This window comes from Streptomyces fradiae ATCC 10745 = DSM 40063 (genome assembly GCF_008704425.1).
GTDB classification, from domain to species: Bacteria; Actinomycetota; Actinomycetes; order Streptomycetales; family Streptomycetaceae; genus Streptomyces; species Streptomyces fradiae.
This window is the reverse complement of the sequence record NZ_CP023696.1, coordinates 4583501-4610416: the sequence shown is the minus strand read 5'-3', so window position 1 is coordinate 4610416 and position 26916 is coordinate 4583501. Positions and strand designations below refer to the sequence as shown.

Genomic DNA, 26916 nt, shown 5'->3' with positions numbered 1-26916 from the left:
GCCGGCTCGTACGGTCCCGCACCGGACGCGCGGGCGTCCGGCGGCGGGCCGGGGCACCAGCAGGTCAGCACGCCCACGGCGACCAGCGCCCCGAAGGCGAGCGCGTCGCCGGGCCGGTGCACGCCCTGCCAGAGGGTCCACCCCAGGCCGCCCGCCGCCACGGCCCCGGCGCACACCCGCACCCCGGCCGCCGCGGTGGCCGCGCTCACCGCTCCCCCGGCGCGCCGGGCCGGCCGGTGCCTCTCTCCGCGGCTCGCTCCGTCTCCGGGGCGCCCGCCTGCGCCGGGAGTCCGAACGTGCCCGGCGCTCCGCGCCTCCGCGCGATCGGCCTCCCGTCACCCGCGCGCCCCCTCGGCTCCGCGGGGGCCGCACCGAATCCGAGCGCCCCCGTCCGGACCCCCGCGCCGCCGTCCTCCGGGTCGGCCGGGCAGAACGGGCAGCCGACGTGCCAGGCCGCCGCGGCGCCGGGCGCCGGTGCCTGTGCGGGCGGGGCGGGCGGCGGCGGGGGCGGGGGTTCGCCGGAGGCGGCGGCCGTCCGCCAGCCGTGGCGGCCGAGCGCCGTCGCGAGGGCGCGGACCATCACCGGGTCGAACTGGGTCCCGGCGCAGCGGGCCAGCTCCGCGAGGGCCGCCGGCACGGGGCGGGCGCGGCTGTAGGAGCGGGTCGAGGTCATCGCGTCGAAGGCGTCGGCCACCGCGACGACCCGCGCCGGCTCCGGGATCTCGGCGCCCCGCAGGCCGTACGGGTAGCCCTTGCCGTCGAGGCGCTCGTGGTGGTGGAGGATCGCCGTCCGCGCCTCGGCGAGGAAGCCGATGCCGCGCACCACCTCGTGCCCGTGCTCCGGGTGCAGTTCGACGGTCCGCCGCTCCTGCGGGGTGAGCGGCCCGTCCTTGCGGAGGACGCGGGTGGGGACCCCGATCTTGCCGACGTCGTGGAGGGTGCCGGCGAGGCGGAGGACCTCCAGCCGGTCCTCTGCCATGCCGAGCTCCCGCCCGATCAGGACGGAGGCGCGGCCGACGCGTTCGCTGTGGCCGCGCGTGTAGGCGTCCTTGAGGTCGACGGCCTGGAGGAGGGCCCGTACGGCGGCCAGGTGGGCGGCGCGCTCCCGGTGGTGCTGGGCGAACGCCCAGCCGGTCACGTACATGGGCAGCAGGGTGAGCAGCGCGGCGGGCCAGCCGTACGGGCTGCGCCACAGCACGGCGGCGGCCAGCCCGACGAGCCCGTGCGCGGTGTGCGCGGCGAGCGACCGGCCGAGCAGGCCGCGCCAGGCGTCGCGGGGAGGCACGCGCGCGGCGGTGGCGAGGATGCCGCCGTCGAGGGCGGTGAGGGCGGCGCAGTACGCGAGGACGGCCGCGCCCGCCGGGAGCAGCGCGTACGGCAGATCGGGAGCGGGGGCGACGGCCGCGGGCCCGCCGAGGAGGGCGGCGGCCCGCGCGGCGGCCCACACCGCGAGGGCCTGCCGCGCGGCCCGCCACACACGGCGGGGCGCGGCGGGGGTCCGGGGGCCGACGGGGGCGAGGAGCGCGCCGGGCACGGCGGCGAGCGCGGCGAGGGAGGGCGGCAGCAGGAGCGCGGCGGCGAGGAGCAGTGCGAAGCCGCACGCGGCGGCGGACGCGTCACGGGTCGTGGCGAGGCCGTCCTCCCGGCCGACGTCCCCGCCGGGCGCCCCGCCGTCGGCGGCGCCGCCGCGGTCGGCCGCGGGGCCGGACGCGACGCCGGCCGCCGCCGGGCTCCCCGGGGGGTCGAGGCGGCCCGGGGCGCCCGGCGGGCCGGGAGCGGCGGCGCCCGCGGCGCTCACGCGGCTCGCGGGGCGCACCGGACTCCCGGGGAACACCGGACTCCCGGGGTGCGCAGGGCGCGCGGGGACCGCGGTGAGGCGGCTGCCGGCCGGGGAGGTGCAGAACGCGTACAGCCCGGCGAGGAGCGCGGCCGTTCCCCAGGGGCGCGGGGAGGAGCCGGGGGCGAGGGCCGGGAGCGTGCAGGCGGTGGCGCCCAGCGCGGCGCAGGCGAGGTACACGCGCGCCGCCACCGGAATGCCCGCCACGACCCCTCCGCCTTCCGTTCGCCTCCCGTTCGCCCGGACCGAGCGTCTGGCTGGCAGGCTAACGAGCGGGTGTGCCCGTGGCGGCGGGTCCGACCCGATTAGCACCTTCGGGTGAAAACACGCGTGGACGGGGCGCCGCCCCGGTGTGTCCCGCGGCGGCGCCCCGTCCTCATGTCGTATCGGGTGCCGTCACTCCTGGGCGGCGGCGGAGACGTCCTCGCCGGGGACCGGCTCCCCGGCGCGGATCATCTCGATCCGCCCCATGACCTTGGCGCGCAGGTCCGTCGGTACGTCGTCGTGCCCGCAGCACCGCTTGACGAGCTTCTTCACGGCCTGCTCGAGCCCGTACTTCTCCAGGCACGGGGAGCACTCCTCGAAGTGCACCTCGAACTTGGTGCAGTCGCTGTCGGGCATCTCCCGGTCGAGGAACTCGTAGAGGTGGTCCAAGACCTCCGAGCAGTCCGTCTCGTGCGGCTCTCCGCAGCTCATGAGCCCGAGCCTTTCCGTCCGTCCGTCGACTCTCCGGCGCCCGCGGGGACCAGGCCGCGCTCGCGGGCGTAGTCCTCGAGCATGCCGCGCAGCTGGCGGCGCCCGCGGTGGAGTCGCGACATCACGGTGCCGATGGGCGTCCCCATGATGTCCGCGATCTCCTTGTAGGCAAAGCCCTCGACGTCCGCCAGGTAGACGGCGATGCGGAACTCCTCCGGGATCGCCTGGAGCGCCGACTTCACGTCGGAGTCGGGGAGGCGGTCCAGCGCCTGGGACTCGGCCGACCGCAGACCGGTCGACATGTGCGACTCGGCGCGGGCGAGCTGCCAGTCCTCGATCTCCTCGGCCGCGCTGCGCTGCGGCTCGCGCTGCTTCTTGCGGTACGAGTTGATGAAGGTGTTGGTGAGGATGCGGTACAGCCACGCCTTCAGGTTGGTGCCCTCGCGGAACTGGTGGAACGAGCCGTACGCCTTGGCGAACGTCTCCTGCACCAGGTCCTCGGCGTCCGCCGGGTTCCGCGTCATGCGCAGGGCGGCGGAGTACATCTGGTCGAGGTAGCCGAGGGCGTCACGCTCGAAGCGCGCGTTGCGCTCGACATCCGTCTCCACGTCCGTCTCCGCGGGGCCTTCGCCGGCCCCCCTGTCGGTCCCAGTGACCGGACCCACCTCCTCCAGAGCCGCGGCGAGACCGAGTGCGGACCCGCTCGAATCGGAGGATAGTCGACCCTCCGCCGGCGTTCCCCTTCGATTCGTCTCGCCCGTCACCCGCACGGACCCGGCCGCCGGCCCGGACAGCACCGTCCAGTCCAGCTCGGTGGCGCGCGACCGGTTCGGGCAGATGGTCGAACCCATGCGACGGACTCCCTCTCCTGGCCTGAATGTCGTGATGTCGTTCACCGACGATGGTGACAACAGCGGGCACCGGCCGCCCATTCCCGGTGGTGCGGAAGCGGCGGCCGGGGATCGGCGGCCGGTCAGGCGGGCAGGCCCCGCAGCCACCGCGCGACGCCGTCGGTGACGGTCCTCAGGGCGTCCTCCTGGGTCGTCGCGGCCCGCTTGGGCACGGCGAAGGAGTGGTCGGCCCACGCCACCTCGACCAGCCGGTGGGCGCCCTCCGGGAACTCGGCGGGCCTCCCGAAGGGGTCGTTGCCGCCCTGGACGACGAGCGTGGGCAGACCGGTGCCCGCCAGCTCGTCCGAACGGGTCTTCTCGGGCCTGCCCGGCGGGTGCAGCGGGAACGCCAGGGCGAGCACGGCGTGGGCGCCCAGGTCGCGGGCGGTGCGGCAGGCCACGCGCGCCCCGGCGCTGCGCCCTCCGGCGACCACGGGCAGGCCGGGCGCGCGCAGGGCGGGCCACAGGTCCCGCCAGGCCGCGTCGAGGGTCTTCGGGGCGGGCGCCAGCTTCCTCCCCGCGACCCGCCAGGGCTGCTCGACGAGGGCGACGGTGGCCGCGGCGGCCTCCGGCAGGCGGGCGGCGAGGGCCTGGAGGTCGCGGGCCTCGATCCCGCCCCCGGCGCCGTGGCCGAGGGCGACGACGAACCGGGCGCCGCTCCCGGCGGCGTACCAGGTGATCCGCGCGTCGCCGGCCCCGGTGGGAATGGTCTCGGTCTGTGTCACCGCCCCATCCTCGCGCGGGCCGCCCCCGCGGGCGCACCCGCCCCGCCCGGCACTGCGGCGGATCCCGGTGCCCGGTGCCGGTGCCGGTGCCGGTACGTGTCCCGGTGCCGGTGCCCGGTGCCTGGTGCCGGTACGTGTGCCGGTGCCGATGCCCGGTGCCGGTGCCCGGTGCCTGGTGCCGATACGTGTGCCGATGCCCGGTGCCGGTGCCCGGTGCCTGGTGCCGGTACGTGTGCCGGTACGTGTGCCGGTGCCGGTGCCGGTGCCGGTGCCGCCGGACGGTGCCCGCGGCTGTGCCGGTGCCCGGTGCCGGTACGTGGCCGGTGCCCGGAGCCGGCGCCCGTGCCGGTACCGCGTGCCGGTGCCCGCCATGGCGTTGCCCGTGCCCGGACCGGGGCACGGGGCCGGGGCACGGGCACGGGGCCGAAGGCGGCCGGCCCCGGTCGCCGTCAGAAGAGGGTGCCCTCCTCCGGGGCCTCCAGTTCGGTGAGCAGCTCGGGGCCGTTGTTGCGGACGTTGCTGACGGCCGTGGAGACCGGGTACGCCCGCATCAGCCCGCCGGGCGGCGGGGCGAGGAGGGCACGCAGCTCCTCCGGGTCGGTGCGGGCCGGGTCGAGCCAGGCGTCCCACCGGTCCTCGGTGAGCATCAGCGGCATCCGGGGGTGGATGTCGGCGAGCGACCGGGGCCCTTCGGCGGGGGCGACGCCCAGGGGGCTCCGCTCGGCCTCGGTGGTGATCACCGAGCAGGTCGCCCACCAGGCGTTCGCGTGGTCCGGCGGCAGCGCCGGGTCGCGCCAGAACTCGTACAGCCCGGCCATCGCGAAGACCGTGCCGTCGGCGGGCGTGACGAAGTACGGCTGCTTGCGGGGCCGCTTCCTGCGCCCCTCGACCTCCAGGCGCCGCTCGTCGCCGCCGGTGACCCACTCGTAGTAGCCGTCGGCGGGGAGGACGCAGCGCCGGGCGGCGAAGGCGCGGCGGAAGGCGGGCTTCTCGTGGACGGTCTCCGCCCGCGCGTTGATCATCCGCGCGGCGCCCTCGGGGGTCTTCGCCCAGGACGGCACCAGTCCCCACCTCAGGACGCGCAGCTGGCGAACCGGGCGGGGCGTGGCGGCGTCCTTCACAGGACGGTCGAGCACCGCGTACACCTCTTTGGTCGGGGCGATGTTCCAGTCGGGCTCCAGAGCCTCCTTCGGCTCCCACTTCTCTATGCCGAAGACGCCGACGAGGTCCTCTGGCCTCCGGCTGGCCGCGTAACGTCCGCACATACCGCCCACCCTGCCACGTCCCCGAGCCGCACCGGAGCCCTTCGCCAGATGGCCACCACGAAGATCCTCGACGATGTCCTGGGCACCCAGCCCGCGCCCGAGCTGTGGCTGGTGGTGGCGACCGGGCTGGCCGCGCTGCTGGTGACGGTGCCGAACCTGCTGTGGCGGCCGGCGCGGAACGCGGTGACCATCGCCCACGAGGGCGGCCACGGCCTGGTGGCGCTGCTCACCGGGCGGCGCCTGGAGGCGATCCGGCTGCACTCGGACACCAGCGGGCTGACGGTGAGCCGGGGCAGGCCGACCGGTCCCGGCATGATCCTGACGGCCGCCGCCGGGTACACGGCGCCGTCGCTGCTGGGCCTGGGCGGGGCGTGGCTGCTGGCCGCGCACCGGATCACGCTGCTGCTGTGGGTGGCCACGGCGCTGCTGATCCTGATGCTGCTGATGGTGCGCAACGCGTACGGGGTGCTGTCGGTCGTGGTGACGGGCGGGGCGTTCCTGCTGGTGTCGTGGCTGACGGACCCCGGGGTGCAGGCGGCGTTCGCGTACGCGGCGGTGTGGTTCCTGCTGCTGGGCGGGGTGCGGCCGGTGTTCGAACTGCAGGCGAAGCGGCGGCGCGGGGAGGCGCGGGACTCGGACGCGGACCAGCTCGCCCGGCTGACGCACGCGCCCGCGGGGGCGTGGGTGTTCCTCTTCCACGCGGTGTCGCTCTCGTCGCTGATCGGCGGTGGCCGCTGGCTGCTCGGTCTGTGACCTGCCCGGGCCACTAAAGTGAGGGCTATGACCGATACCCCCGCCCACCTTGACCTCTGGCCGGCCCCGCACGCGAGCGGCCCGGTCGACGCGACCGTCTCCGTGCCCGGTTCCAAGTCGGTCACGAACCGCGCTCTGGTCCTGGCCGCCCTCGCCTCCGAGCCGGGCTGGCTGCGCCGTCCGCTGCGGTCCCGCGACACCCTGCTGATGGCGGAGGCGCTGCGCGCGCTGGGCGTCGGCATCGAGGAGACGGTGTCGTCCAGCTCGACCGCCGCGGGCGCCCCCGACGGGCGGGGCGAGGCGTGGCGGGTGATCCCGGCGGGGCTGCACGGCCCGGCGTCGGTGGACGTGGGCAACGCGGGCACGGTCATGCGCTTCCTGCCGCCGGTGGCGACGCTGGCGGACGGCCCGGTCCACTTCGACGGCGACGCCCGGTCGCACGAGCGCCCGCTGCACGGGGTGATCGACGCGCTGCGCGCGCTGGGCGCCCGGATCGACGACGGCGGGCGGGGCGCGCTGCCGATGACCGTGCACGGCGGGGGCGCCCTGGACGGCGGCAAGGTGGACATCGACGCCTCGTCGTCGTCGCAGTTCGTCAGCGCGCTGCTGCTGTCGGCGCCGCGCTTCAACCAGGGCGTGGAGGTGCGGCACACCGGGCCGCGCCTGCCGTCGATGCCGCACATCCGGATGACGGTCGACATGCTGCGGGCCGTCGGCGCGCAGGTGGACGAGCCGGAGACGGGCGGCGAGCCGAACGTGTGGCGGGTCTCCCCGTCGGCGCTGCTCGGCCGCGACCTGGTGATCGAGCCGGACCTGTCGAACGCCCAGCCGTTCCTGGCGGCGGCGCTGGTGACGGGCGGCCGGGTGACGATCCCGGACTGGCCGGCGCGGACGACGCAGCCGGGCGACGCGCTGCGGGAGATCTTCACCGAGATGGGTGGTTCCTGCGAGCTGACGGACGCCGGTCTCACCTTCACCGGTTCGGGTCGGATCCGCGGTATCGACGTGGACCTCGGCGAGGTGGGCGAGCTGACGCCGGGCATCGCCGCCGTGGCCGCGCTCGCGGACTCGCCGTCCACGCTGCGCGGCGTGGCGCACCTGCGGCTGCACGAGACGGACCGGCTGGCGGCGCTCACCCGGGAGATCAACGCCCTGGGCGGCGACGTGACGGAGACCGAGGACGGGCTGCGCATCCGGCCCCGCCCGCTGCGCGGCGGCGTGTTCCACACGTACCACGACCACCGGATGGCGACGGCCGGCGCGCTGATCGGCCTCGCCGTCGACGGCGTGCGCGTGGAGAACGTGGCGACGACCGCCAAGACCCTGCCGGACTTCCCCCAGATGTGGACCGAGATGCTCGCGATCGAGGACTGAGCGCCATGCGCCGCTACGGCAGGAACGCCGACGAGGACGACGTACGCGTACGCCCCAACCGCAAGGGCAACCGCCCCCGCACCAGCATCCGCCCCAAGCACGAGGACGCCGCCGACGGCATGGTCCTCACCGTGGACCGGGGGCGGATCACCTGCCTGGTGGAGGACCGCACGGTGCTGGCCATGAAGGCCCGCGAGCTGGGTCGCAAGGCGGCGGTGGTGGGCGACCGGGTGTCCCTCGTCGGCGACCTGTCGGGAGGGAAGGACACGCTCGCCCGGATCGTGCGGATCGGCGAGCGCAGTTCGGTGCTGCGCCGCACTGCGGACGACGACGACCCGTACGAGCGGGTGGTCGTGGCCAACGCCGACCAGCTCGCCATCGTCACGGCGCTCGCCGACCCGGAGCCCCGGCCCCGGCTGATCGACCGCTGCCTGGTCGCGGCGTTCGACGGCGGCCTGGAGCCGCTGCTGGTGCTGACCAAGTCGGACCTGGCCCCGCCCGAGAAGCTCCTGGAGCTGTACGGGGCGCTGGACATCCCGTACGTCGTGACCAGCCGCGACGAGCTGTACGACGGGGGCGCCGCCGACCGGGTGCGCGCGCATCTGGCGGGCCGGACCACGGCGTTCGTGGGGCACTCGGGCGTCGGCAAGACGACGCTGGTCAACGCGCTCGTCCCCGAGGAGCGGCGCCGTTCGACGGGCCGTGTCAACGCGGTGACGGGACGCGGCCGGCACACCACCACCTCGGCGCTGGCGCTGCCGCTGGCGGGCGCCGGGGGGTGGGTGATCGACACGCCGGGCGTGCGGTCGTTCGGGCTGAACCACGTGGACCCCTCGCGGGTGATCCACGCCTTCCCCGACCTGGAGCCGGGCACGGAGGGGTGCCCGCGCGCGTGCAGCCACGACGAGCCGGACTGCGCGCTGGACGCGTGGGTCGAGGAGGGCCACGCGGACCGGGCGCGGCTGTACTCGCTGCGGCGGCTGCTGGCCACGCGGGAGCGGCACGAGGGCGACTGATCCGCCCGCTTCTCCCCCCCCTTCGCCGGGCGGCCGCGCCGGGGCGGGGCCGGTACCGCCGGGGTCGCCGGCCGGGCGGCCGCGCCGGACGTCCGGCCGGTCTGCCGGGATCGCGGCCCGGGAGCGCGTACGCTCGCCGCACGGCGCGCACGGGGTGCGGCGCGCACGGGGTGCGGCGCGCACGGCTCACGGAGCGGGCGCGGGCGGGCGGCCCGTGCGCCGGCCGGCGGCGACGGCGTGGGAGGCAGGGACGATGGCGTGGCTGCTGGTGGTGGTCGCCGGGCTGCTGGAGACGGGGTTCGCCGTCTGTCTGAAGCTCTCCCACGGCTTCACCCGGCTGTGGCCGACCCTCGCCTTCGCCGCCTTCGCCCTCGGCAGCTTCGGCCTGCTGACGCTCGCGCTGCGCAGGCTGGACGTCGGGCCCGCCTACGCGGTGTGGACCGGGATCGGCGCGGCGGGGACGGCCGTGTACGGGATGGTGTTCCTCGGGGACGTGGTCTCCACGCTGAAGATCGTCTCGATCTCGCTCGTGGTCGTCGGCGTGGTCGGACTCCAGCTCTCGGGCTCCTCGCACTGAGCCGCGCGGAGCCCCGGCGATAGAGTCGGCCCATGGCCGATTACCACGATGACCTGCGTCTCGCCCATGCCCTGGCGGACGCCGCGGACGCCACCACGATGGAGCGGTTCCGGGCCCTGGACCTCAAGGTGGAGACGAAGCCGGACATGACGCCGGTCAGCGAGGCGGACCGGGCCGCCGAGGAACTGATCCGGGGCCGCCTCCAGCAGGAGCGCCCGCACGACGCGATCCTCGGCGAGGAGTACGGCGTCGAGGGCGGCGGCCCGCGCCGCTGGGTGGTCGACCCGATCGACGGGACCAAGAACTACGTGCGCGGGGTGCCCGTGTGGGCCACGCTCATCGCCCTGATGGAGGAGGGCGACGACGGCTACCAGCCGGTCGTGGGCGTGGTCTCGGCCCCGGCGCTCGGCCGCCGCTGGTGGGCGGCCAGGGGCCTGGGCGCGTACACGGGGCGGGACGCGGCGTCGGGTACGCGCATCCACGTGTCGAAGGTGGCCGCGCTGCCGGACGCCTCGTTCGCGTACTCGTCCCTGACCGGCTGGGAGGAGCGGGGCCGCCTCGACGGCTTCCTGGAGCTGTCGCGGGCCTGCTGGCGCACCCGCGCGTACGGCGACTTCTGGCCGTACATGATGGTCGCGGAGGGCTCGGTGGACCTGTGCGCCGAGCCGGAGCTGTCGCTGTGGGACATGGCGGCGACCGCCGTCGTGGTGCAGGAGGCGGGCGGCAGGTTCACCGGGCTGGACGGCCGGGAGGGCCCGCACAGCGGCAACGCGGCGGCGTCCAACGGCCTGCTGCACGAGGAGCTGCTGGGGTACCTGGGCGCACGCGGCTGACGCCCCCGCGCCGTACGCACGCGGGAAGGGCCGGCGCCCCGGGGGGCGCCGGCCCTTCCGCCTGCGGCAAGCGGTCCAGTGCTGTCAGCCGCGCAGGGCCTGGACCGCGGCCTCCAGCCGCTTGCCGAAGTCTCCGTCGGCCTGACGGAAGTTGTTGACGGCCCGGTCGACGATGTCGTCGCGCGAGACCTGGGAGAGCGAGCCGGCCAGGTTGTCGATCAGCCGGCCCTTCTCGTCCTCCGACATGAGCCGGTAGAGGTTCCCCGCCTGGACGAAGTCGTTGTCCTCGGCGTGTACGGGCGTCGGGTGGTCACCGGTCAGCCCGGTGACCGCGACCGGCTGCCACAGCGGGCGGTCGGTCTGGTGCGGGCCGCCGAAGCTGTTCGGCTCGTAGTTCTTGGCGCCCTTGTGGCGGCCGTCGTACAGGTAGCCGTCCCGGCTGTGGGTGCGCGCCTCGGTGGCGTGCGGGCGGTTCACGGGCAGGTGGTCGGCGTTGATGCCGACCCGGTAGCGGTGGGCGTCCCCGTACCCGAAGAGGCGGCCCTGGAGCATCTTGTCGGGCGACGGGCCGATGCCGGGCACGAAGTGCGCCGGGGAGAAGATCGACTGCTCGACCTCGGCGAAGATGTTCTCCGGGTTCCGGTTCAGCTCCAGCCTGCCGAACTCGATGACCGGGTAGTCGGCGTGCGGCCACACCTTGGTCAGGTCGAACGGGTTGAAGCGGTACGTGGCGGCGTCGGCGGCCGGCATGATCTGCACGCCCACCGTCCACGTCGGGTACTCGCCGCGCTCGATCGCCTGGCGCAGGTCGCGCTGGTGCGAGTCCGGGTCCTCACCGGCGAGCCTGTTGGCCTCGGCCTGGGTGAGGTTCCTGATGCCCTGGTCGGTCTTGAAGTGGTACTTGACCCAGAAGACCTCGCCGGCCTCGTTGTTCCACTGGAAGGTGTGCGAGCCGAAGCCGTCCATGTGCCGGTAGCTGGCGGGGATGCCGCGGTCGCCGAACAGCCAGGTCACCTGGTGCGTCGACTCGGGCGACAGGCTCCAGAAGTCCCAGACGTTGTCCGCCTCCTGGGAGCCGGTGTACGGGTCGCGCTTCTGCGTGTGGATGAAGTCGGGGAACTTGATGGCGTCCCGGATGAAGAACACCGGGGTGTTGTTGCCGACGAGGTCGTAGTTGCCCTCCTCGGTGTAGAACTTCAGCGCGAAGCCGCGCGGGTCGCGCACCGCGTCCGCCGCGCCGAGGTTGCCCGCCACGGTCGAGAAGCGCAGGAAGACCTCGGTCTCCTTGCCGATCTCGGAGAGGAACGCCGCCCGCGTGTACGGCGTCACGTCGCCGGTCACGGTGAACGTGCCGTACGCGCCGGCGCCCCGCGCGTGGACCACGCGCTCCGGGATGCGCTCGCGGTTGAAGTGCGCGAGCTTCTCCAGCAGGTGCTGGTCCTGGAGCAGGACCGGTCCGCCGATGCCCGCGGTCTCGCTGTTCTGGTTGTCGGCGACCGGCGCGCCGGCCTCCGTGGTGAGCGGTCCCTGCGTCACGTGCGCCTCCTGCGTAGCGGCAACAAATCCTGTCCCTTGGCCAAAGCCGTTCCCGATCCTACAATGGACATTGTCTAAGTCAAGCCCGCATCCAAAGCCACACCCATTCGGGACTGCGATCCCCCGCCTGTTAGGCTGAAACGCATGAGTGACCTGTTGGAACGCCTGCGCGGCCGCGGCTGGCGGATGACCGCGCAGCGCCGCGTCGTGGCCGAGGTCCTGGACGGAGACCACGTCCACCTGACGGCCGACGAGGTCCACGCGCGCGCCGCCGAGCGACTGCCCGAGATCTCCCGCGCGACCGTGTACAACACCCTCGGCGAGCTGGTCGGCCTGGGCGAGATCCTCGAAGTGACCACGGACCGCCGCGCCAAGCGGTACGACCCGAACGCGCACCGCCCGCACCACCACCTGGTCTGCGCGCGGTGCGGCGCGATCCGCGACGTGCACCCGACGGGAAACCCCCTGTCGGACCTGCCGGACTCGGAGCGCTTCGGCTTCACGGTCTCCGACGTGGAGGTCACGTACCGCGGGCTCTGCCCCCGGTGCGCGTCCGCCTGACGGGACCGCGCGCGAGCCCCCGCCGCCTCGGCGCCGGGGGCTTCGCCCTGTCCGCCCCGGCCGCCACCTCGCGGCCCTCGCCCGCGGCGCGCCATCGCACCCGAGGGCGGCGGGCAGGGCGGAACGCGACAACACCGAAGGCCGGATCTCGATGAGATCCGGCCTTCGGTTTCAGTAGCGGGGACAGGATTTGAACCTGCGACCTCTGGGTTATGAGCCCAGCGAGCTACCGAGCTGCTCCACCCCGCGTCGGTGAACACCACCTTACGGGACCCCGCGGACCAGCGCAAATCCGCTTCCACGCCCTCCGCCCCCACCGCCCCCACTACGCGGTCAGCTCCTGGTGCAGCGCCTCGCTCAGCCGGGCCGCCCGCTCGGCGACCTCCGCCGGCCCGAGCTCGACCGCGCGGGCGCACCAGCGCCGGCCCTCCGCCAGCTCGCCGCGCCGGGCGGCCAGCAGCGCCAGGCGCAGCGCGGCCCGCCCGTGCCCGGCCCGCGCGGCCCGGCTCCACCACAGGGCGGCCTCCCGCTCGTTGCCCTCGCGGGCGAGCAGCAGCCCGAGGTTGAAGGCGCCGTTGCGGCTGCCGGCCTCGGCGGCCTCCCGGTACCAGCGGGCCGCCTCGGCCACGTCGCCGCGCGCGGCGGCGAGCATGCCGACCCGCACCTGGGCGCGGCGGTGCCCCTGCTCGGCGGCGCGCTCGTACCACTCCTCGCACTCGGTCTTGGGCGCCCGCGGCTGGCCGAGCGTGTGCGGCTCCGGCGGCGGCTGGCGCGCGTCGAGCACGGTGGCCAGCCGGAACGCCGCCTCCGCGCTGCCGCTGCCCGCCGCGCAGCGCAGGTGCCGCTCGGCCTCCCGCTCGTCGCCGTCGCGCAGCCGGGCCATGCCGACCTGGAGGGCGGCCTCCGTGTGGCCGGCCGCCGCGGCCCGCTCGTACCAGCCCAGGGCCGTGCGGTCGTCGTCGCGGCCCGCGTAGAGGATGCCCAGGTTGAAGGCGGCGTCGACGCTGCCCGCCTCCGCGGCCTTGGAGAACCACGGCTCCGCCCCGTGCGGGTCTCCCCCCTGGAGGAGCAGGATCGCCAGGGCGTTGGCCGCCTCGCGGTGCCCCGCGTACGCGGCACGGCGGTACCACTGCTCGGCCTGGGCGGTGCGGCCCTGGGCGGCGAACAGCAGGCCGAGGTTGTAGGCGCCGTTCACGTCGCCGGCGTCCGTGGCGGCCCGGTACCAGCGCTCGGCGGTCTGGTACTCGCCGCGGGCGGCGTGCAGGGCCCCGAGCGCGTTGGCGGCGTTGCCGTCGCCGTCCTGCGCGGCGCGCAGCCACCACACGGCGGCGCTCTCCTCGTCGCCCGCGTCGCGCAGCAGGAAGCCGAGGGCGCAGGCGGCGCGCGGCTCGCCGTCCTTGGCGGCCATCAGGTACCAGCGGCCGGCCTCCTTCACCTCGCCGCGCTTCTCCAGGATCGCGCCCAGGTGCAGCGCGGCCCGGCGGTGGCCGCGCGCGGCGGCCTGCCGGTACCACTGCTCGACGCTGCCCGCCGTGTCGTCGTCACCGTCGCCGTCGTCCGGGGGCGGGACGTCGACGGTGACGGCGACCCCGGTGAGGGTGTCCACCGGCTCCCTCCTGGGGAAGCGCCGCTCCAGGGCGCGGGCGAGGCGGTACGCGGCCTCGCGGTGGCCCTGCTCGGCGGCCACGCGCAGCCAGCCCTCGTACCCGGTGTCGCCCCGGTGCTCCATGAGGTCGGCGAGCGCGTACGCGCCGAGGGCGTGGCCCTGCTCGGCGGACTGGCGCAGCCAGTACTCGGCGGCGGGCTCGTCGCCGCGCTCCCGGTGGTGGCGGCCCAGCGCGTGCGCGGCGGCGGCGGAGCCGGCGACGGCGGCGACGCGCCACCACCCGGCGGCCTCGTCGGGGTAGCCGCGCTGGTGGAGCAGGACGCCCAGGTTGTTGGCGGCGGCGCGGTCGCCGGCCGCGGTGGCGGCGCGCAGGTAGGGCTCGGCGCCGTCCAGGTCGCCGCGGCGCAGCAGCATGGCGCCGAGGACGCTCATCGAGGCGGCGTCCCCGTCGTCGGCGGCACGGCGGTGCCGTGCCTCGGTCTCCACGGTGTCGGCGGCGGCCTCCGCGAAGTCCATCGCGGCGTCCATCGCGGCGGCGTGCCAGCCCCCCGTGGCCTCCGGTGCGGCGTCGGCGTCGGCGTGGTCGAACGCCTCCGCGGCCTCTCCGGCGTGCTGTCGCTCGAACCGCCCGGTGTCCAACAGCGTCGCCCTGTCCCCCATGCATTCCATCGTCGCACCACCCGCAACCCGCCTACACCTGGTATACCGCAGCCAGTGAGGTCACTTCAGCGTTTTGTCGACATGCCCACAGAGAGACAAGTCAAACACGTCGGGCGCCAACTCCCCCTCTCCAACACGGCTTTGGGTCCCACACATGACCAGGGGCCCGGATCCTTGAAGGATCCGGGCCCCTGGTTTCAGTAGCGGGGACAGGATTTGAACCTGCGACCTCTGGGTTATGAGCCCAGCGAGCTACCGAGCTGCTCCACCCCGCGTCGTTGTGCTGTCCACCGTATCACGGTGCGGGGGGTGCTCTTCGCGGCCCTCCCGCCGGGGTTCCCCTCGAAGGAGGGACCCGGCGAGAGGGCCGCGAACCGGTCAGCCGCCGCTGCCCTCGGCGCCGCTCTGCGCGGCGCCCGCCGGCTCGGCGGCGGCGTCGGGCTTCGCAGTGCCCTCGGGCTTCGCGGCGCCGTCGGGCTTCGCGGCGTCCGCCGGCTTCGCGGGGGCGCCGGAGGGCGCCTGCCCGCCGGGGGCGGAGCCCGGCGCCGGCTGGTCGGCGGCCTTGCGCTCGGCGTCCGCCCGGGCGGCCTGCTGGAGGGCCTCCGCGAGCGCCCGCTGCGCCTTGCCGTACGCCTCCCAGTCGCCCTTCTTCAGCGCCGCCTCACCGTCCTCGTACGCCTTCTGGGCGTCCGCGATGGCCTGCTTGAGCGCGGCGTCGCCGGTCACCGGCGGCCTCGGCTGGGTCGGGGTGTCCGACGGCGGGGTCGTGGGCGCCTCGCCCTCCACCCCGAACACCGCGTTCAGCGCGCCCGCGAGGCTGTTCTCGAACACCGTCGTGTCCTTGGTGGCGTCTCCCTCCGGCTTGCTCGCGTCGATGTACGACACGGCCACCTTCTTCAGCAGCGGGTAGAGCGCGCTGCGGCCCTGCGCGTACACCGGCTCGACGTAGAGGAAGCCGCCGTCCATCGGCACGGTGAGCAGGTTGCCGTACTCGATCTCCGAGTCGGCGCCCTTCATGTCCCGGACGAACGTCGCCACGTCGGGGAGGCTGTTGAGCTTGCTCTGCACCTGGGCGGGGCCCGGCACGTCGGACGTGACCCGCAGCAGCCTTATGCGGCCGTACTCCTCGCTGTCCGCGTCGGCGTCGACCGCCATGAACGCGCCCAGGTTCGGGCGCCCGTTCGGCGTGAACGTCGTCGTCAGGGAGAACCGCTGCTGGTCGTCGCCCGGCATCCTCAGGCTCAGGTAGTACGGCGGGACCGCGTTGCCGTCCTTCTTCGTCGGGTCCGCCGGCACCTGCCACGCGTCGGAGCCGCTGTAGAACTGGGCGGCGTCGCGCACGTGGTAGCGGGTCAGCAGCTCGCGCTGGACCTTGAACATGTCCTGCGGGTACCGCAGGTGGGACTTGAGGTCGTCGCTGATGGCGCTCTTCGGCTCGACCGTGCCGGGGAACGCCTTCATCCAGGTCTTGAGGACCGGGTCCTTGGTGTCCCACTGGTACAGCTTCACGGTGCCGTCGTAGGCGTCGACGGTCGCCTTGACCGAGTTGCGGATGTAGTTGACCTGGTTCTGCTGGGCGACGACCGTGCGGGCCTGGTTGCCCGCGGTCAGCGAGTCGGCCGTGCTGTCACCGAGCGTCGTGCGGGAGGCGTACGGGTAGCCGTTCGTCGTCGTGTACGCGTCGACGATCCACTGGATGCGGCCCCCGACGACCGCCGGGTACGCGTCGCCGTCGATGGTCAGCCACGGGGCGACCGCCTCGACCCGCTCCTTGGGCGTGCGGTTGTAGAGGATGCGCGAACCGTCGCCGATCGCCCCGGAGTACAGGATCTGCGGCTCGCTGAACGCCACCGCGTACGCGGCGCGGTTGAAGGCGTTCGAGAGGCTGACGCCGCTGTCGCCGCGGTAGCTGGTGGTCCGCTCGCCGTTCGCCTCGTAGTCGAGCTCCTTCTGCGGGCCGCCGACGATCGAGTACTGCTCGGTCTTCTCGCCGTAGTAGATCCGCTGCTCGTACTTGGGCATCTGGCCGGAGGTCGGCAGGCCGCTCTCCGTGAAGACCGGGGAGCCCGTGGCGTCCACCGACGTGCCCGTCGCCATGATCGCGCCGTAGCCGTGGGTGTAGGTGAAGTGGTCGTTGATCCAGTTCCGCTTCGGGATGCCCTTGATGTTCAGCTCGCGCAGGCCGACGACGGTGTCCTTGCCGTCGTACCGGTCGACGTCGAGCGTGACGGGGAACTGGTAGTACTTACGCTTCTGCTCCAGCTGCTGGAACGTCGGCGAGACGATGTTCGGGTCCACGAGGCGGTAGCTCGCCGCCGCGTCCGCGTCCTTGCGGAGCTGCTCCTTCGCCTTGACGGTCGCCTTGCCCGAGTAGTTCTCGGGGACCGTCCCGTCGATCGCGTAGGCCTTGCGCGTCGCCTCGATGTTCTTCTTGATGTACGGCGCTTCCTTGGCCTGCTCGTTCGGCTGGACCTGGAACTTCTGCACGATCGCCGGGTAGAGCCCGCCGATCAGGATGGCGGAGAGGACCATCAGGCCGAAGCCGATGACCGGGAGCTGCCACGTGCGGCGCCACAGCGTCGCGAAGAACAGCACGGCGCAGATGACCGCGATGCAGAACAGGATGGTCTTCGCCGGCAGGTAGGCGTTGGCGTCGACGAACCGCAGGCCCGTCCAGTTGCCCGCCGCCTTGAAGTCGCTGGACTTCACCGCCAGGCCGTACCGGTCGAGCCAGTACGCCACGGCCTTCAGCGACACGAAGACGCCGAGCAGCACCGACAGGTGCCCGGTGGCCGCCGCCGTCGCGCGCGCGCCCGGGCTGGTGACGCGCAGCCCGCCGTACAGGTAGTGCGTCAGGGCGGCGGCGATCAGCGAGAGCACCGTCGCCGCGAAGCCGAAGCCGAGCAGGAACCGGTACCAGGGCAGGTCGAACGCGTAGAACGCGACGTCCATCCCGAACTGCGGGTCCTTCTCGCCGAACGCCACGCCGTTCACCCACATGAGCCAGGTGCGCCACTGGCCCGCGGCGGAGGCCCCGGCGATCAGGCCGACGAGCGCCGTGATCGCGAGGAGCACCCACTTCTTGTACGGGGCGACGCCCATGCGGTACCGGTCGAGGCTCTGCTGCTCCAGCGACATCGCGCTCAGCGGCGGCCGCAGCCGGTGCGCGAGCCAGATGTTCAGCCCGACCGCCAGGCCCATCAGCAGGCCGAAGACGGCGAACATGCCGACCTTCGTCCACAGGGTGGTGGTGAAGACCGACGAGTAGTCGACGGACCGGTACCAGAGCCAGTCCGTCCAGAACCCGGCGAACATGACGAAGAGCATGGCCAGCACGGCCAGCACCCCCAGCGTCATGAGCAGGGTGCGGGCCCGCCGGGACGGCCGGCCGACTCTGATCCGTGGCCCTGTCGGGCCTCCGCCGCGGTCCGGCATCTGGAAAGCCAACGTGCGCCCCTCGAGTTCGCGGTCGTGTGTGCTGCCTGTGGTGGTGCTGCGGCCCCGATTTCCACGGGGCCCCACTCATGCAACTTACTAAGGCTTTACCTGGTTCCCGTCTCCGGGTAGGGAAAGGGCAGGATAGTGACCATGCCCAGTGAATCCCCCTCCGGCCCCCCGATGGCCGCCAGTCCGCTCACACGCGCGGTCCTCGAGATCGACGAGTACGCCTCCGGGCTCGGGTGGGACCGGCCGGCCCGCCTGTTCGCCCTGGTCGACACGGTGCGGCTGCGCTCCGACGAGCCCGGCCTCGCCGCCCAGCTCGGCCTCGACTCCGACGACGCCGCCGCCCCGCTCACCCCGATCGAGCAGGACGAGCTGCCGGCGGGCGCCCCGCTGGACGAGTTCCTCGCCACGGTCGCCTGGCCCGACGCGGTCACCGGCTGCGCCCTGACCGTGGAGCGGCTGATGCTCCCGCCGTCCGCCGAGGGGTCCGTGCCCGACGGGCTCGACGAGGCCGGGCTGGCGCGGTGGGTCGCCGCCCACCCGGACCGGCAGGAGGTGCGGATGACCGTGGCCGTCCTGCGGGACGGGGCGCGCGAGTCGGCGATCCGGCTGCGCGAGAAGGACTCCCCGGCGGAGGTCCTGACCGGCTCCGACCTGGTGCCGGGCCTGGCCGACGCCCTGGCGGCCACCTTCGAGGAGTGAGCACCCGGCGGCGGGTGGTCGGGGGCGCCGCGCGGTGAGGAGACCGCACGGCGAGGGCGCGGTGCGGTGAGGTGCGGCGCCCCGCGGTGAGGGCGCCGCGCGGTGAGGACGGCGCGCGGTGAGGACGGCGGGGGGCGCCGCGTGGGGCCGGGCGCAGGGCTCGTGCAGGCGGGGCGCCGGGTGCCGGGGCGGCCGTGCGCGAACCGCTCGGCGGGGCGGCCGCCGCCCGGCCGCCCGGCGGGCGAGGCGACGTACGCGCGGATGGCGCCCACGCCCCCGCGCCGGTCGCTTCCGCCCGCGCCCCGGCCCCGCGCGTCAGCCGCGGGAGCAGGCGGGGAGGGCGGCCGTGTCCCCCTCCCGCACCTTGTCCAGCGACTTCACCGCGTCCGCGATCGTCTCGACCTTGATCAGCGTCAGCCCCTCCGGAGTCCGCTCTGCGGCGGCCGGGCAGTTGGCCGCGGGCGTCAGGAAGTACGCCGCCCCGGCCTCGCGCGCGCCGACCAGCTTCATCTCGATGCCGCCGATCGGGCCGACCTTGCCGCTCTCGTCGATCGTGCCCGTACCGGCGACGAACCGGCCGCCGGTCAGCGCGCCCGGGGTCAGCTTGTCCACGATCCCGAGCGCGAACATCAGGCCCGCGCTGGGCCCGCCCACGTCCTCCAGCCGGATGTCGATCCGGAACGGGAACGTGTGGTCCGTACCGGCCTGGATGCCGACGATCGCCCGGTCCTCCTCGTCCGCCCGCCGGGTCGTGACGGTGACCTTCCCACCGGTGGTCGGCTCGCGGCCGGCCTTCTCCGCCGCGGCGGCGTCCTTGGCCGGGACGATGGTGAAGTCGACCGGGGCGCCGGGCTTGCGCTTGCTGACGACGGCCGCCACGTCCTTGGGCTCGCGGACCGGCACGCCGTCCACTTCCTTGATCACGTCGCCGGCGTGCAGCAGGCCCTCGGCGGGGCTGCCCTTCTGCACGGAGGAGACGACCACGCGCGTCGCCACGGGGAGGCCGAGCTGGCGGAGCGCGGCCACGCGGGCGCTCTCCTGCGACTGGCTGAACTCCTCGGCGTTCTCCTGTGTGGACTGCTCCTCGGTCTTGCCGTCCGGGTAGAGCGTGTCGTGCGGGACGACGACGCTGTCGCGGGAGAGCCATCCGGCGACGGCCTCGGCCAGGTTCATCCGGTACTCCGCTCCGGTGACCCTGACGGTCGTCATGTTGAGATGGCCGGATGTCGGGTACGTCTCGTGGCCGGAGATGCTCAGCACCGGCTCGCCCCCGGAGTCGCCGAGCGTGTTGACCGTCGGGCCGGGGCTCATCTCGGAATAGGGCACCGGGATGAGCACTCCCGCGCAGAGCAGCGCGATCAGGGAGAGGGTGGCGGCGAGCAGCGTCGCGGTGCGGCGTGGCATGGAACGACAGTACGGGAACGGTCCGTCAGTGCACCCTCGGGGCCGCCGTCCGTGGCTGGTCAGAGGGGTCCGCGGCGGGCGCGTGCGCCCGGTCCATCGCGTCGCGGAAGCGCGCGTAGCCGTCCAGCTCGACCATGTCCTCGGTGGTGCGGGTGCGCGCGGCCCAGCCGCCCCATATCGCGGCGCCGAGGGCAGCGGACAGCGGAATCAGCAACCAGGCGAGTGCTGCCATCACGACCTCCCCAGAGTGAAAGCGACTGGCTGATCAGCAGATTAACCAGCTGTCGTTTCAACGCTGCTGCCGGGAGGCCGGTTACGCAAATCGGGGCGGGCGCTACTCCGAGTCGGTGTTTCGCACAGCCCGCACGGGGGACTCGTCCTCGGCTGTGCGGGGTGGTCCGCCGGGCTTCGCGCGGGCTCCGCGGGGGGCGGGCTCAGCAGGAGCCGACCCACTCCTCGGTGCCGTCGGAGAAGCGCTGGTGCTTCCAGATGGGCACCTCGTGCTTGAGGTCGTCGATCAGCCTCCGGCACGCCGCGAACGCCTCCGCCCGGTGCGGGCAGGACACGGCGACGATCACCGCGATGTCGCCGACGGCCAGCTCGCCGGTGCGGTGCACGGCGGCCATGGCCCGCACGGGGAAGTCCGCCGCCACCTTCTCCGCCACGCGCCGCAGCTCGGCCTCGGCCGTGGGGTGGCTGGAGTAGCCGAGCGCGTCCACGGCGGCGCCGCCGTCGTGGTCCCGGACGGTCCCCACGAAGAGGGCGGTGCCGCCGGCGGCGTCGTCGCCGACCGCGCGGAACACCTCGTCGAGGGAGAGCGGCGTGTCGCGGATCGCCAGCAGCCGCACGGGCGCGTCGGCGGCGCGCTCGCCGGGATGGTCGTGGAGGGCAGCCATGCCCCCATCGTGCCGTACGCGCCCGCCCCCCGGCACCGCCGGCCCACCCCGCGGACACCTCTCCGCCTCCCCCCGGCCCGGCGCCGGCCGCGCGCGTCCCACGGGCCGGGCCGGACGGACCCGGCCACAGGCCGTGTCCGTCACAGACCCCGGCGGCGCCGCGCGCGGCGGACGAGGGCCGCCGTGCCGAGCAGCGCGACCGTGGCGCCCGCGGCCCCCGCGGCGGTGGCGTCCTTGCGGCCCAGCCGGCGGCCCGCGACGGTGTGCCGTCCGGCGACCTCCTCCAGGAGCGCGGCCAGCACCTCCTCGTTGGTCCAGGACGGCCGCCACCCGGCGTCGTGGAGCCGCCCGACGCTGACGACCCAGGGGTGCATCGTGTACGCCAGGTCCCCGGCCGGCGACGGGGTGAGGCCGATCCGGTGCAGCCGGGCGGCGGCGCCCAGGGCCACCGCGGACGGCAGCTCCATGCGCCGGATGCCGCTGAGCTCCTCGACCTCCTCCTGCTCCAGCCATCCGTCGCAGCCGACCGCGAACTCCCCGTCGACCTTCTCCAGCGCCGCGTACTCCAGCGCGCTGACCAGGTCCTCGACGTGGCAGAACTGCCACGCCGGCCGGGATCCGGCGACCACCAGCAGCCGGGGCGACTCGAAGTAGCGGGTCAGGGCCGTGTCGGTGCCCCCGACGAGGGTGGCGGGCCGTACGACGGTGACGTTGAGCCCCGGGTGCGCGCGGGGCGCCCGGCGCGCGAGGCGCTCGATCTCCAGCAGGTCGCCCACCCCCGTCGCCTCGGCGGTGGCCCGCAGCTCGGCGTCCTCCGAGAGTGGGATGTCGTTGTCGGGCAGGGCCCCGTACACCATGGCGGAGGTGCACAGGACGACCCGGCGGACCCCCGCCGCCGCCGCGGCCGTGAGCACCGTCTGCGTACCGCGTACGTTATACGCGGTACGGGCGGCCGGGTCGGTCTCCAGGTCGAGGTCCAGAGCCAGGTGCACCACGACGTCCGCGCCGCGCAGCTTCTCGGCGATGGCCGGATCCCGTACGTCGAGGATGTGCCACAGCGCGTCGGCGGCCTCGCCGCGGCGCTCGTCGATCGCGATGACCTGCTTGATCTCCCCGGACGCGGCGAGGCGCCGGGTCAGCAGGTCGCCGACGCCGGACGCGGCGCCGGTGACCGCGACGACGGGGCCCCGCGCGGCGGACGGGGTCGAGCGGTTTCGCGCTGCGCGAACCCGCGGATCTGGGGAACTCACCAGGCGTCTCCAGCGGTTGTCTTCAGTACGTACGCGGACGACGCGCACGTACAGGTGCCGTCCATCCTGCCGCAGCCGTGGCGCGGGTGGAGCACCGAGCCCCAGACCCGCCCGGGATGTCTACGCTGGATGTGATGTCGGGCAGCCGCCGTCGGCGTGAGGCCGGCGGCCCAACGAGCCGAGGAAACCCGTGAGCGACACCCCATTCGGATTCGGCCTTCCGCCGGAGGAGCCGGACGACGGCGACGAGGGCAAGAAGAAGCCCGAGGGTGGTGCCAACCCCTTCGGGTTCGGCGGTCTGCCCGGCGGCCAGGGCGGCGCGGACAATCCGTTCGCCGCGATGTTCGGGTCGTTCAACCCGGCCGACCTGGGCGCGGCCTTCCAGCAGCTCGGCCAGATGCTCAGCTACGAGGGCGGCCCGGTGAACTGGGACATGGCCCAGACCATCGCCCGCCAGACGGTCGCCCAGGGCACCCCGGACGGCACCAAGGACGCGAGCGTGGGCTCCGCCGAGCGGACGGCCGTCGAGGACGCCGTGCGCCTGGCCGACCTGTGGCTGGACGGCGTGACGTCCCTGCCCTCCGGCTCCGCCACGGCGGTCGCCTGGTCGCGTGCGGAGTGGGTCGAGGCGACGCTGCCCGCGTGGCGGCAGCTCGTCGATCCGGTCGCGGAGCGGGTCGGCACGGCCATGGGTGAGGTGCTGCCGCAGGAGATGCAGGCCATGGCGGGCCCGCTGATCGGCATGATGCGCTCCATGGGCGGCGCCATGTTCGGGCAGCAGATCGGCCAGGCCGTGGGCGTGCTGGCCGGCGAGGTGGTCGGGTCCACGGACATCGGCCTGCCGCTCGGCCCGTCCGGGAAGGCCGCCCTGCTGCCGGCGAACGTGGCGGCGTTCGGCCGCGACCTGAGCGTCCCGCTGGACGAGGTGCGCCTCTACCTGGCGCTGCGCGAGGCCGCCCACCAGCGGCTCTTCGCCCACGTGCCGTGGCTGCGCTCGCACCTCTTCGGCGCCGTCGAGGGGTACGCGCGCGGCATCAAGGTCGACACCTCCAAGCTGGAGGACGCGGTCGCGCAGCTCGACCCGGCCAACCCGGAGCAGCTCCAGGAGGCGTTGCAGCAGGGCATGTTCCAGCCCGAGGACACGGCCGAGCAGAAGGCGGCCCTGGCCCGGCTGGAGACGGCGCTCGCGCTGGTCGAGGGCTGGGTGGACGCGGTCGTGCACGCGGCGGCCGGCTCCCGGCTGACCTCCGCGGACGCGCTGCGCGAGACGCTGCGCCGGCGGCGCGCCTCGGGCGGCCCCGCCGAGCAGACGTTCGCCACGCTGATCGGCCTCCAGCTCCGCCCGCGCCGTCTGCGGGACGCCTCGCGGCTCTGGGCGTCGCTGACCGACGCGCGGGGCGTCGACGGCCGGGACGCCCTGTGGGCGCACCCCGACATGCTGCCGACGGCCACGGACCTGGACGACCCCGACGGCTTCGTCCACCGCGAGCACCTGGACTTCTCCGAGCTGGACAAGATGCTCGGCGAGGCCGCCGGCACCTCCGACCGGACCGGCCGCCCCGGCGCGGAGGGCGGCACGGGCGGCTCCGCCGACGACGGGAAGGGCGCCGCGGGCGCCTCCGGCGGAGGCGGCGGCTCCGAGGGCGGCGGCGACGGCGAGGACGGCGGCGCCGGCGGGCAGGGCGGTCAGGGCGGCGGCGACCGGTGAGCCTGCACGCCGACGCGGTCCTCGTCCTGAAGGCGTACGAGGACCAGGAGGAGCTGCGCCTCGCCTACCTGGACCACCTCGCCGCCCACGAGGACGCGATGTGGAAGGCGTGCGCGGCCGGGCACCTGACGGCCAGCGCGCTGGTGGTGGACCCCCGGCGCGGCCGGGCGCTGCTGACCCTGCACGGGAAGCTGCGCATGTGGCTCCAGACGGGCGGCCACTGCGAGCCCGGGGACCGCACCCTGGCGGAGGCCGCGCTGCGGGAGGCGACGGAGGAGTCCGGCATCCCGGGCCTGACGCTGCTGCCGGGCGGCCCGGTGCGGCTGGACCGGCACGCGACGCCCTGCGCCTGGCACCTGGACGTGCAGTACGCGGCGGTGGCGCCGCCGGACGCGGTGGAGGCGATCAGCGACGAGTCGCTGGACCTGCGCTGGTTCCCGTACGACGACGTGGCGGGGGTCGCCGACACGTCGGTGGTCCGGCTGGTGGAGCGCACCCTGGCCCGGTTGTAGCGCCGGGACGGGCAGCAGGGGCGGTGGGGGCCACCGGGACGGCGGCCCCCACCGCCCCTCGCGTTCCGTACCTGGTGCCGCGACCGGACAGGTCCGCCGGGTTACTGATGGCTTTCTGGAGCGTGGCGCGCTCGGATGTCGGATGACGTGCGAGCGCGCATCGGGAGGCGGGGACGACGGAGCCGGTCAGGGTCCGCAGGCTGACCGACCAGGAGGGCCGGCGGTTGCAGCGGATCGCGCGCCGAGGCAGCGCGAACTCGGTGCACTACCGAAGGGGAATGACGCTGCTGGCCTCGGTCGGCGGGAACCGCGTGCCGGTGGTCGCCCAACTGGTACAGGCCGATGAGGACTCCGTCCAGACCCGCGAGCTTAGCGGTACCTGCGCTGGCGCAACGGCAACGCCCGCCACTCCGACGTCCTCGCCGCCCAACGCGGGGAACGCGCCCGCATCCGCGGCGAGAAGGGCATCCGCAGCTGAGCGGACCGCCCCCGCGCCGACGCGGCGTAAACAGACCGGTCATGCCATGCAGCTCGTCCAGGCGGCACGGTTCACCGGGCACAGGCGGGAGTCCAACGAAGGGTCATGTCCGGCAGGCTCTCCATGTTGCGATCACCGTCGCTGGTGTCGAGAACGGTGAAACCGTGGCGCTCGTAGAACGCGCGAGCGTCGGTGTTCTGCTGAAAGACGTGCAGAGAGACCCCGTCCGGGCTGTGCCGCCTGATCTCGTTGAGGAGCAGCGTGCCGATGCCTTGCCGACGGACATCGGGGCGCAGATAGAGGTGCTCGAGCATGTCGCCGTCAAGGGCAGCGTAGCCGGTGATCTCCGCCTCACGCACTGCGACCCACACGCGACAACGCTTGAGCAAAACGCCCCGGACCCATCGGGTCACCTGCTCGTGATCGCGCTTCTGCGGCGGCAGATAGGGCATAGCCACCGACCGAGAAGTCATGTGGATGCGCGCGATCACCCCTGCGTCCGCCTCCGATGCGAATCGGATCCGCGTTCTGCCGTCGTCGCTCACACCGGAAACCTCCAAGGCGGTCGGGGACTCCATCCAACGGTTGACCCGGTGAACCTTGCCGCTCACAGCACGAGCTTCTCGCCCCTCGTGTCCCGCAGGGCTCGCGCGCGTGCCCGCGTGCCGCGCCCCGCGCCCCCCGGCCCCGGTGCCCTGGGGGCTCCAGGGCACCGTCCTCCGCGCGGTCAGCTCCAGGCGTTGTTCCGGTTCTGCCCGTGCGCGCCGTGCTGGCCGACGCCGAACTGGGCGGCGACGCCCTGCCCGATCTGGGCGTGCTGCGGCGGCATGACCTCGCTGGGCTGGACGAGGGCGAAGCCCTGGCCGAGGAAGTTCAGCTCCCAGCCCTCGCCCGTGCTGCCGCGCCGCCGCCGGATGCTCGACGCGTGCGTCTGGGCCTGCATCTGCACCCGCAGCGACGACGACCAGGCGACGATGGCGTCCGCGTCGACGTTGACGTACTTCTCCGGGGTCACCTGGAGCATCAGCGGCTGCCCGGAGGTCATGAGGGCGACCTTGCCGCGGCCGGAGATGTTGAGCTGGTACTTGCCGGAGCCGGAGATGCCGTACTGGCTGTCGACGGCGATGACCTCGGTGTGCAGCGCCGAATCGAGCGCCAGCACATAGGCGCTGTCCACGGTCAGCCCGTCCTGGTCGACGTCCACGACGTGGATGTACTGCGCCAGGTTGGCGAAGTAGACGGTGCCCTGCCCGGAGCAGCGCATCAGGTCGAGCCCCTCCCCCGTCTGCGCGCGCGCCCGGCGCTGGTTGGGGTTCTGGTACTCGCCGTCGAAGTCCATCATGCCCTGGTAGGCCACCATGGCGCCCTTGCGGGCGAGGACGTCGTCGTGACCGGTGAGCGCGACCCGCAGGAGCTGCGGGTTCTGCACGGTGTACCGCTCCTGGCTCTGCTGTTCCGTGTGGCTGAAAAGCGGGCTCTGCATGATCTGTTTCGCTCCCCCCGGCTCAGTGCCGGATCCGCAGGCGGTCCGTGCTGTCCTCGCTCGGCTGCACGACGACGATGCCCTGGCCCGAGAAGGCCATCTGGTACGCCTCGCCGCTGCCCCGCCCGATCAGGGAGGACGCCTTGAAGCTGCGCTTGCCCTTCACCTTCAGGCCGGGCGACCAGGCCACGAGCGCGTCGGGGTCGACGTACGTCTCGTCGTCGCCCCGGCCGCAGTCGACGACGACCGGCGTGCCGCGCGAGGTGAGCGCGACCCATCCGGTGCCGCTGATCTGCACGTTCCACAGGCCCTGGCCGGCGAACTTCGCCATGCCCTTGACCCGCTCGACGCCCCACTGGAGGTGCGCGTCGAAGGCGAGGACGTTGGTGCCGTTGACGGAGAGGGCGTCGTTGTCGAGGTGGACGACGACCACGTCGGCGCCGTAGTCCGCCAGGTAGAGCAGGCCGTCGCCGGAGCACTTCATCAGCGGCGCGCCCTCGCCGGTGACCCACGAGGAGGCGATCTGCCGCACCGCGGGCGGGTTGGGCTCGTACTGGATGAAGCCCTCGTAGGCGACGACGGAGCCGGAGCGGGCGAAGAGGTCCTGGCCGGTGGCCATGGCGACCTTCAGCATGGCGCTGCCGTGGTTCTCCATGCGCGCGGCGGCCGGGGTCGGGGCATAGCCCGCGAGCTGCTGGTTCATGGTGTCG

The 26916-nt window shown here is 74.3% G+C and carries 23 protein-coding genes, 2 tRNA genes and 2 pseudogenes; 10 read left to right on the top strand and 17 right to left on the bottom strand.

Features of this window, described 5'->3' with window-relative positions:
- Positions 1 to 496 precede the first annotated feature (496 nt).
- The 5 genes and pseudogenes from CP974_RS20735 to CP974_RS20715 all read right to left on the bottom strand — a co-directional run.
- Positions 497 to 2044, bottom strand: a pseudogene (locus CP974_RS20735) (HD-GYP domain-containing protein); the annotation flags it as partial.
- A gap of 189 nt (positions 2045 to 2233) precedes the next feature.
- Positions 2234 to 2533 (bottom strand): mycothiol system anti-sigma-R factor, encoded by a 300-nt coding sequence (gene rsrA / locus CP974_RS20730; protein ID WP_031132599.1) that lies wholly within the window; start codon positions 2531 to 2533, stop codon positions 2234 to 2236.
- Positions 2530 to 3198 carry a sigma-70 family RNA polymerase sigma factor gene (locus CP974_RS20725; RefSeq protein ID WP_031132598.1) on the bottom strand — a complete coding sequence of 223 codons (669 nt, stop codon included), beginning with the start codon at positions 3196 to 3198 and terminating at the stop codon, positions 2530 to 2532. The genes rsrA and CP974_RS20725 overlap by 4 nt, the downstream gene beginning before the upstream one ends.
- A 308-nt stretch (positions 3199 to 3506) precedes the next feature.
- Positions 3507 to 4148 carry an alpha/beta hydrolase family protein gene (locus CP974_RS20720; RefSeq protein WP_031132596.1) on the bottom strand — a complete coding sequence of 214 codons (642 nt, stop codon included), beginning with the start codon at positions 4146 to 4148 and terminating at the stop codon, positions 3507 to 3509.
- 449 nt (positions 4149 to 4597) lie between these two features.
- Positions 4598 to 5413, bottom strand: coding sequence for an SOS response-associated peptidase (locus tag CP974_RS20715; RefSeq protein ID WP_031132593.1), 816 nt, complete (start codon positions 5411 to 5413; stop codon positions 4598 to 4600).
- Between the two features lie 48 nt (positions 5414 to 5461).
- Between CP974_RS20715 and CP974_RS20710 the strand changes: the two genes are divergently transcribed.
- From CP974_RS20710 to hisN, 5 genes are all read left to right on the top strand, one after another.
- Positions 5462 to 6166 (top strand): M50 family metallopeptidase, encoded by a 705-nt coding sequence (locus CP974_RS20710; RefSeq protein ID WP_031132591.1) that lies wholly within the window; start codon positions 5462 to 5464, stop codon positions 6164 to 6166.
- A 27-nt stretch (positions 6167 to 6193) separates the two neighbouring features.
- The gene (aroA, locus tag CP974_RS20705; RefSeq protein ID WP_031132589.1) at positions 6194 to 7540 is read left to right on the top strand and encodes a 3-phosphoshikimate 1-carboxyvinyltransferase; all 1347 of its coding nucleotides are present in this window, start codon (positions 6194 to 6196) and stop codon (positions 7538 to 7540) included.
- Positions 7541 to 7545: 5 nt separating this feature from the next.
- Complete coding sequence (gene rsgA / locus CP974_RS20700) at positions 7546 to 8556, top strand: ribosome small subunit-dependent GTPase A (protein WP_031132587.1); 1011 nt, start codon at positions 7546 to 7548, stop codon at positions 8554 to 8556.
- A gap of 253 nt (positions 8557 to 8809) precedes the next feature.
- Positions 8810 to 9133, top strand: a complete 324-nt coding sequence (locus tag CP974_RS20695) for a DMT family transporter (RefSeq protein ID WP_031132586.1) — start codon at positions 8810 to 8812, stop codon at positions 9131 to 9133.
- A 32-nt stretch (positions 9134 to 9165) separates the two neighbouring features.
- Complete coding sequence (gene hisN / locus CP974_RS20690) at positions 9166 to 9966, top strand: histidinol-phosphatase (RefSeq protein ID WP_031132584.1); 801 nt, start codon at positions 9166 to 9168, stop codon at positions 9964 to 9966.
- Positions 9967 to 10050: 84 nt separating this feature from the next.
- Here hisN and CP974_RS20685 read toward each other — a convergent pair whose 3' ends face one another.
- On the bottom strand, positions 10051 to 11502 hold the full coding sequence (locus CP974_RS20685) for a catalase (RefSeq protein ID WP_031132582.1): 1452 nt from the start codon (positions 11500 to 11502) through the stop codon (positions 10051 to 10053).
- Positions 11503 to 11646: 144 nt separating this feature from the next.
- Between CP974_RS20685 and CP974_RS20680 the strand changes: the two genes are divergently transcribed.
- Positions 11647 to 12063, top strand: a complete 417-nt coding sequence (locus CP974_RS20680; RefSeq protein ID WP_031132580.1) for a Fur family transcriptional regulator — start codon at positions 11647 to 11649, stop codon at positions 12061 to 12063.
- A gap of 175 nt (positions 12064 to 12238) precedes the next feature.
- Here CP974_RS20680 and CP974_RS20675 read toward each other — a convergent pair.
- The 4 genes from CP974_RS20675 to CP974_RS20660 form a co-directional block, all read right to left on the bottom strand.
- Positions 12239 to 12312 (bottom strand) — tRNA-Met (locus CP974_RS20675).
- Between the two features lie 76 nt (positions 12313 to 12388).
- Positions 12389 to 14338, bottom strand: a complete 1950-nt coding sequence (locus CP974_RS20670; RefSeq protein ID WP_031132578.1) for a tetratricopeptide repeat protein — start codon at positions 14336 to 14338, stop codon at positions 12389 to 12391.
- 192 nt (positions 14339 to 14530) lie between these two features.
- Positions 14531 to 14604, bottom strand: a tRNA-Met gene (locus CP974_RS20665).
- A 103-nt stretch (positions 14605 to 14707) separates the two neighbouring features.
- Positions 14708 to 17764, bottom strand: a complete 3057-nt coding sequence (locus CP974_RS20660) for a UPF0182 family membrane protein (RefSeq protein WP_031132576.1) — start codon at positions 17762 to 17764, stop codon at positions 14708 to 14710.
- A gap of 153 nt (positions 17765 to 17917) precedes the next feature.
- Between CP974_RS20660 and CP974_RS20655 the strand changes: the two genes are divergently transcribed.
- Positions 17918 to 18475, top strand: coding sequence for a PPA1309 family protein (locus CP974_RS20655; RefSeq protein ID WP_031132574.1), 558 nt, complete (start codon positions 17918 to 17920; stop codon positions 18473 to 18475).
- Positions 18476 to 18790: 315 nt separating this feature from the next.
- Here the strand turns inward: CP974_RS20655 and CP974_RS20650 are convergent, their stop codons facing one another.
- From CP974_RS20650 to CP974_RS20635, 4 genes are all read right to left on the bottom strand, one after another.
- Positions 18791 to 19879: a YlbL family protein gene (locus tag CP974_RS20650; RefSeq protein ID WP_031132572.1), complete on the bottom strand. Its 1089-nt coding sequence runs from the start codon at positions 19877 to 19879 to the stop codon at positions 18791 to 18793.
- 25 nt (positions 19880 to 19904) lie between these two features.
- Positions 19905 to 20111: a hypothetical protein gene (locus tag CP974_RS20645; RefSeq protein WP_031132571.1), complete on the bottom strand. Its 207-nt coding sequence runs from the start codon at positions 20109 to 20111 to the stop codon at positions 19905 to 19907.
- A gap of 202 nt (positions 20112 to 20313) precedes the next feature.
- The gene (locus CP974_RS20640) at positions 20314 to 20775 is read right to left on the bottom strand and encodes a molybdenum cofactor biosynthesis protein MoaE (protein ID WP_031132569.1); all 462 of its coding nucleotides are present in this window, start codon (positions 20773 to 20775) and stop codon (positions 20314 to 20316) included.
- Between the two features lie 140 nt (positions 20776 to 20915).
- The gene (locus CP974_RS20635) at positions 20916 to 22025 is read right to left on the bottom strand and encodes an SDR family oxidoreductase (RefSeq protein ID WP_031132567.1); all 1110 of its coding nucleotides are present in this window, start codon (positions 22023 to 22025) and stop codon (positions 20916 to 20918) included.
- 190 nt (positions 22026 to 22215) lie between these two features.
- Between CP974_RS20635 and CP974_RS20630 the strand changes: the two genes are divergently transcribed.
- The 3 genes and pseudogenes from CP974_RS20630 to CP974_RS31020 all read left to right on the top strand — a co-directional run.
- Entirely contained in the window at positions 22216 to 23733 is a 1518-nt protein-coding gene (locus CP974_RS20630) for a zinc-dependent metalloprotease (RefSeq protein ID WP_031132565.1), read from the top strand.
- Complete coding sequence (locus tag CP974_RS20625) at positions 23730 to 24245, top strand: NUDIX hydrolase (protein WP_031132563.1); 516 nt, start codon at positions 23730 to 23732, stop codon at positions 24243 to 24245. Before CP974_RS20630 ends, CP974_RS20625 begins: the two co-directional genes overlap by 4 nt.
- Before the next feature lie 376 nt (positions 24246 to 24621).
- Positions 24622 to 24723 (top strand): annotated as a pseudogene (locus CP974_RS31020) (integrase); the annotation flags it as partial.
- A gap of 71 nt (positions 24724 to 24794) precedes the next feature.
- On the opposite strand, the gene CP974_RS20610 reads toward CP974_RS31020, so the two are convergent.
- The 3 genes from CP974_RS20610 to CP974_RS20600 form a co-directional block, all read right to left on the bottom strand.
- The gene (locus CP974_RS20610) at positions 24795 to 25268 is read right to left on the bottom strand and encodes a GNAT family N-acetyltransferase (protein WP_031132561.1); all 474 of its coding nucleotides are present in this window, start codon (positions 25266 to 25268) and stop codon (positions 24795 to 24797) included.
- 182 nt (positions 25269 to 25450) lie between these two features.
- Positions 25451 to 26206, bottom strand: a complete 756-nt coding sequence (locus CP974_RS20605) for an AIM24 family protein (protein ID WP_031132559.1) — start codon at positions 26204 to 26206, stop codon at positions 25451 to 25453.
- Positions 26207 to 26228: 22 nt separating this feature from the next.
- Positions 26229 to 26909: an AIM24 family protein gene (locus tag CP974_RS20600; RefSeq protein ID WP_031132557.1), complete on the bottom strand. Its 681-nt coding sequence runs from the start codon at positions 26907 to 26909 to the stop codon at positions 26229 to 26231.
- Between the last annotated feature and the right edge of the window lie 7 nt (positions 26910 to 26916).

Bases quoted from the DNA above. Each gene is read 5' to 3' on its own strand.
- rsrA (WP_031132599.1), bottom strand. From the start codon at position 2,533: ATGAGCTGCGGAGAGCCGCACGAGACGGACTGCTCGGAGGTCTTGGAC.
- CP974_RS20715 (WP_031132593.1), bottom strand. From the start codon at position 5,413: ATGTGCGGACGTTACGCGGCCAGCCGGAGGCCAGAGGACCTCGTCGGC.
- CP974_RS20710 (WP_031132591.1), top strand. From the start codon at position 5,462: ATGGCCACCACGAAGATCCTCGACGATGTCCTGGGCACCCAGCCCGCG.
- aroA (WP_031132589.1), top strand. From the start codon at position 6,194: ATGACCGATACCCCCGCCCACCTTGACCTCTGGCCGGCCCCGCACGCG.
- rsgA (WP_031132587.1), top strand. From the start codon at position 7,546: ATGCGCCGCTACGGCAGGAACGCCGACGAGGACGACGTACGCGTACGC.
- CP974_RS20695 (WP_031132586.1), top strand. From the start codon at position 8,810: ATGGCGTGGCTGCTGGTGGTGGTCGCCGGGCTGCTGGAGACGGGGTTC.
- hisN (WP_031132584.1), top strand. From the start codon at position 9,166: ATGGCCGATTACCACGATGACCTGCGTCTCGCCCATGCCCTGGCGGAC.
- CP974_RS20680 (WP_031132580.1), top strand. From the start codon at position 11,647: ATGAGTGACCTGTTGGAACGCCTGCGCGGCCGCGGCTGGCGGATGACC.
- CP974_RS20670 (WP_031132578.1), bottom strand. From the start codon at position 14,338: ATGGAATGCATGGGGGACAGGGCGACGCTGTTGGACACCGGGCGGTTC.
- CP974_RS20660 (WP_031132576.1), bottom strand. From the start codon at position 17,764: ATGCCGGACCGCGGCGGAGGCCCGACAGGGCCACGGATCAGAGTCGGC.
- CP974_RS20655 (WP_031132574.1), top strand. From the start codon at position 17,918: ATGCCCAGTGAATCCCCCTCCGGCCCCCCGATGGCCGCCAGTCCGCTC.
- CP974_RS20650 (WP_031132572.1), bottom strand. From the start codon at position 19,879: ATGCCACGCCGCACCGCGACGCTGCTCGCCGCCACCCTCTCCCTGATC.
- CP974_RS20645 (WP_031132571.1), bottom strand. From the start codon at position 20,111: ATGGCAGCACTCGCCTGGTTGCTGATTCCGCTGTCCGCTGCCCTCGGC.
- CP974_RS20640 (WP_031132569.1), bottom strand. From the start codon at position 20,775: ATGGCTGCCCTCCACGACCATCCCGGCGAGCGCGCCGCCGACGCGCCC.
- CP974_RS20605 (WP_031132559.1), bottom strand. From the start codon at position 26,206: ATGCAGAGCCCGCTTTTCAGCCACACGGAACAGCAGAGCCAGGAGCGG.
- CP974_RS20600 (WP_031132557.1), bottom strand. From the start codon at position 26,909: ATGAACCAGCAGCTCGCGGGCTATGCCCCGACCCCGGCCGCCGCGCGC.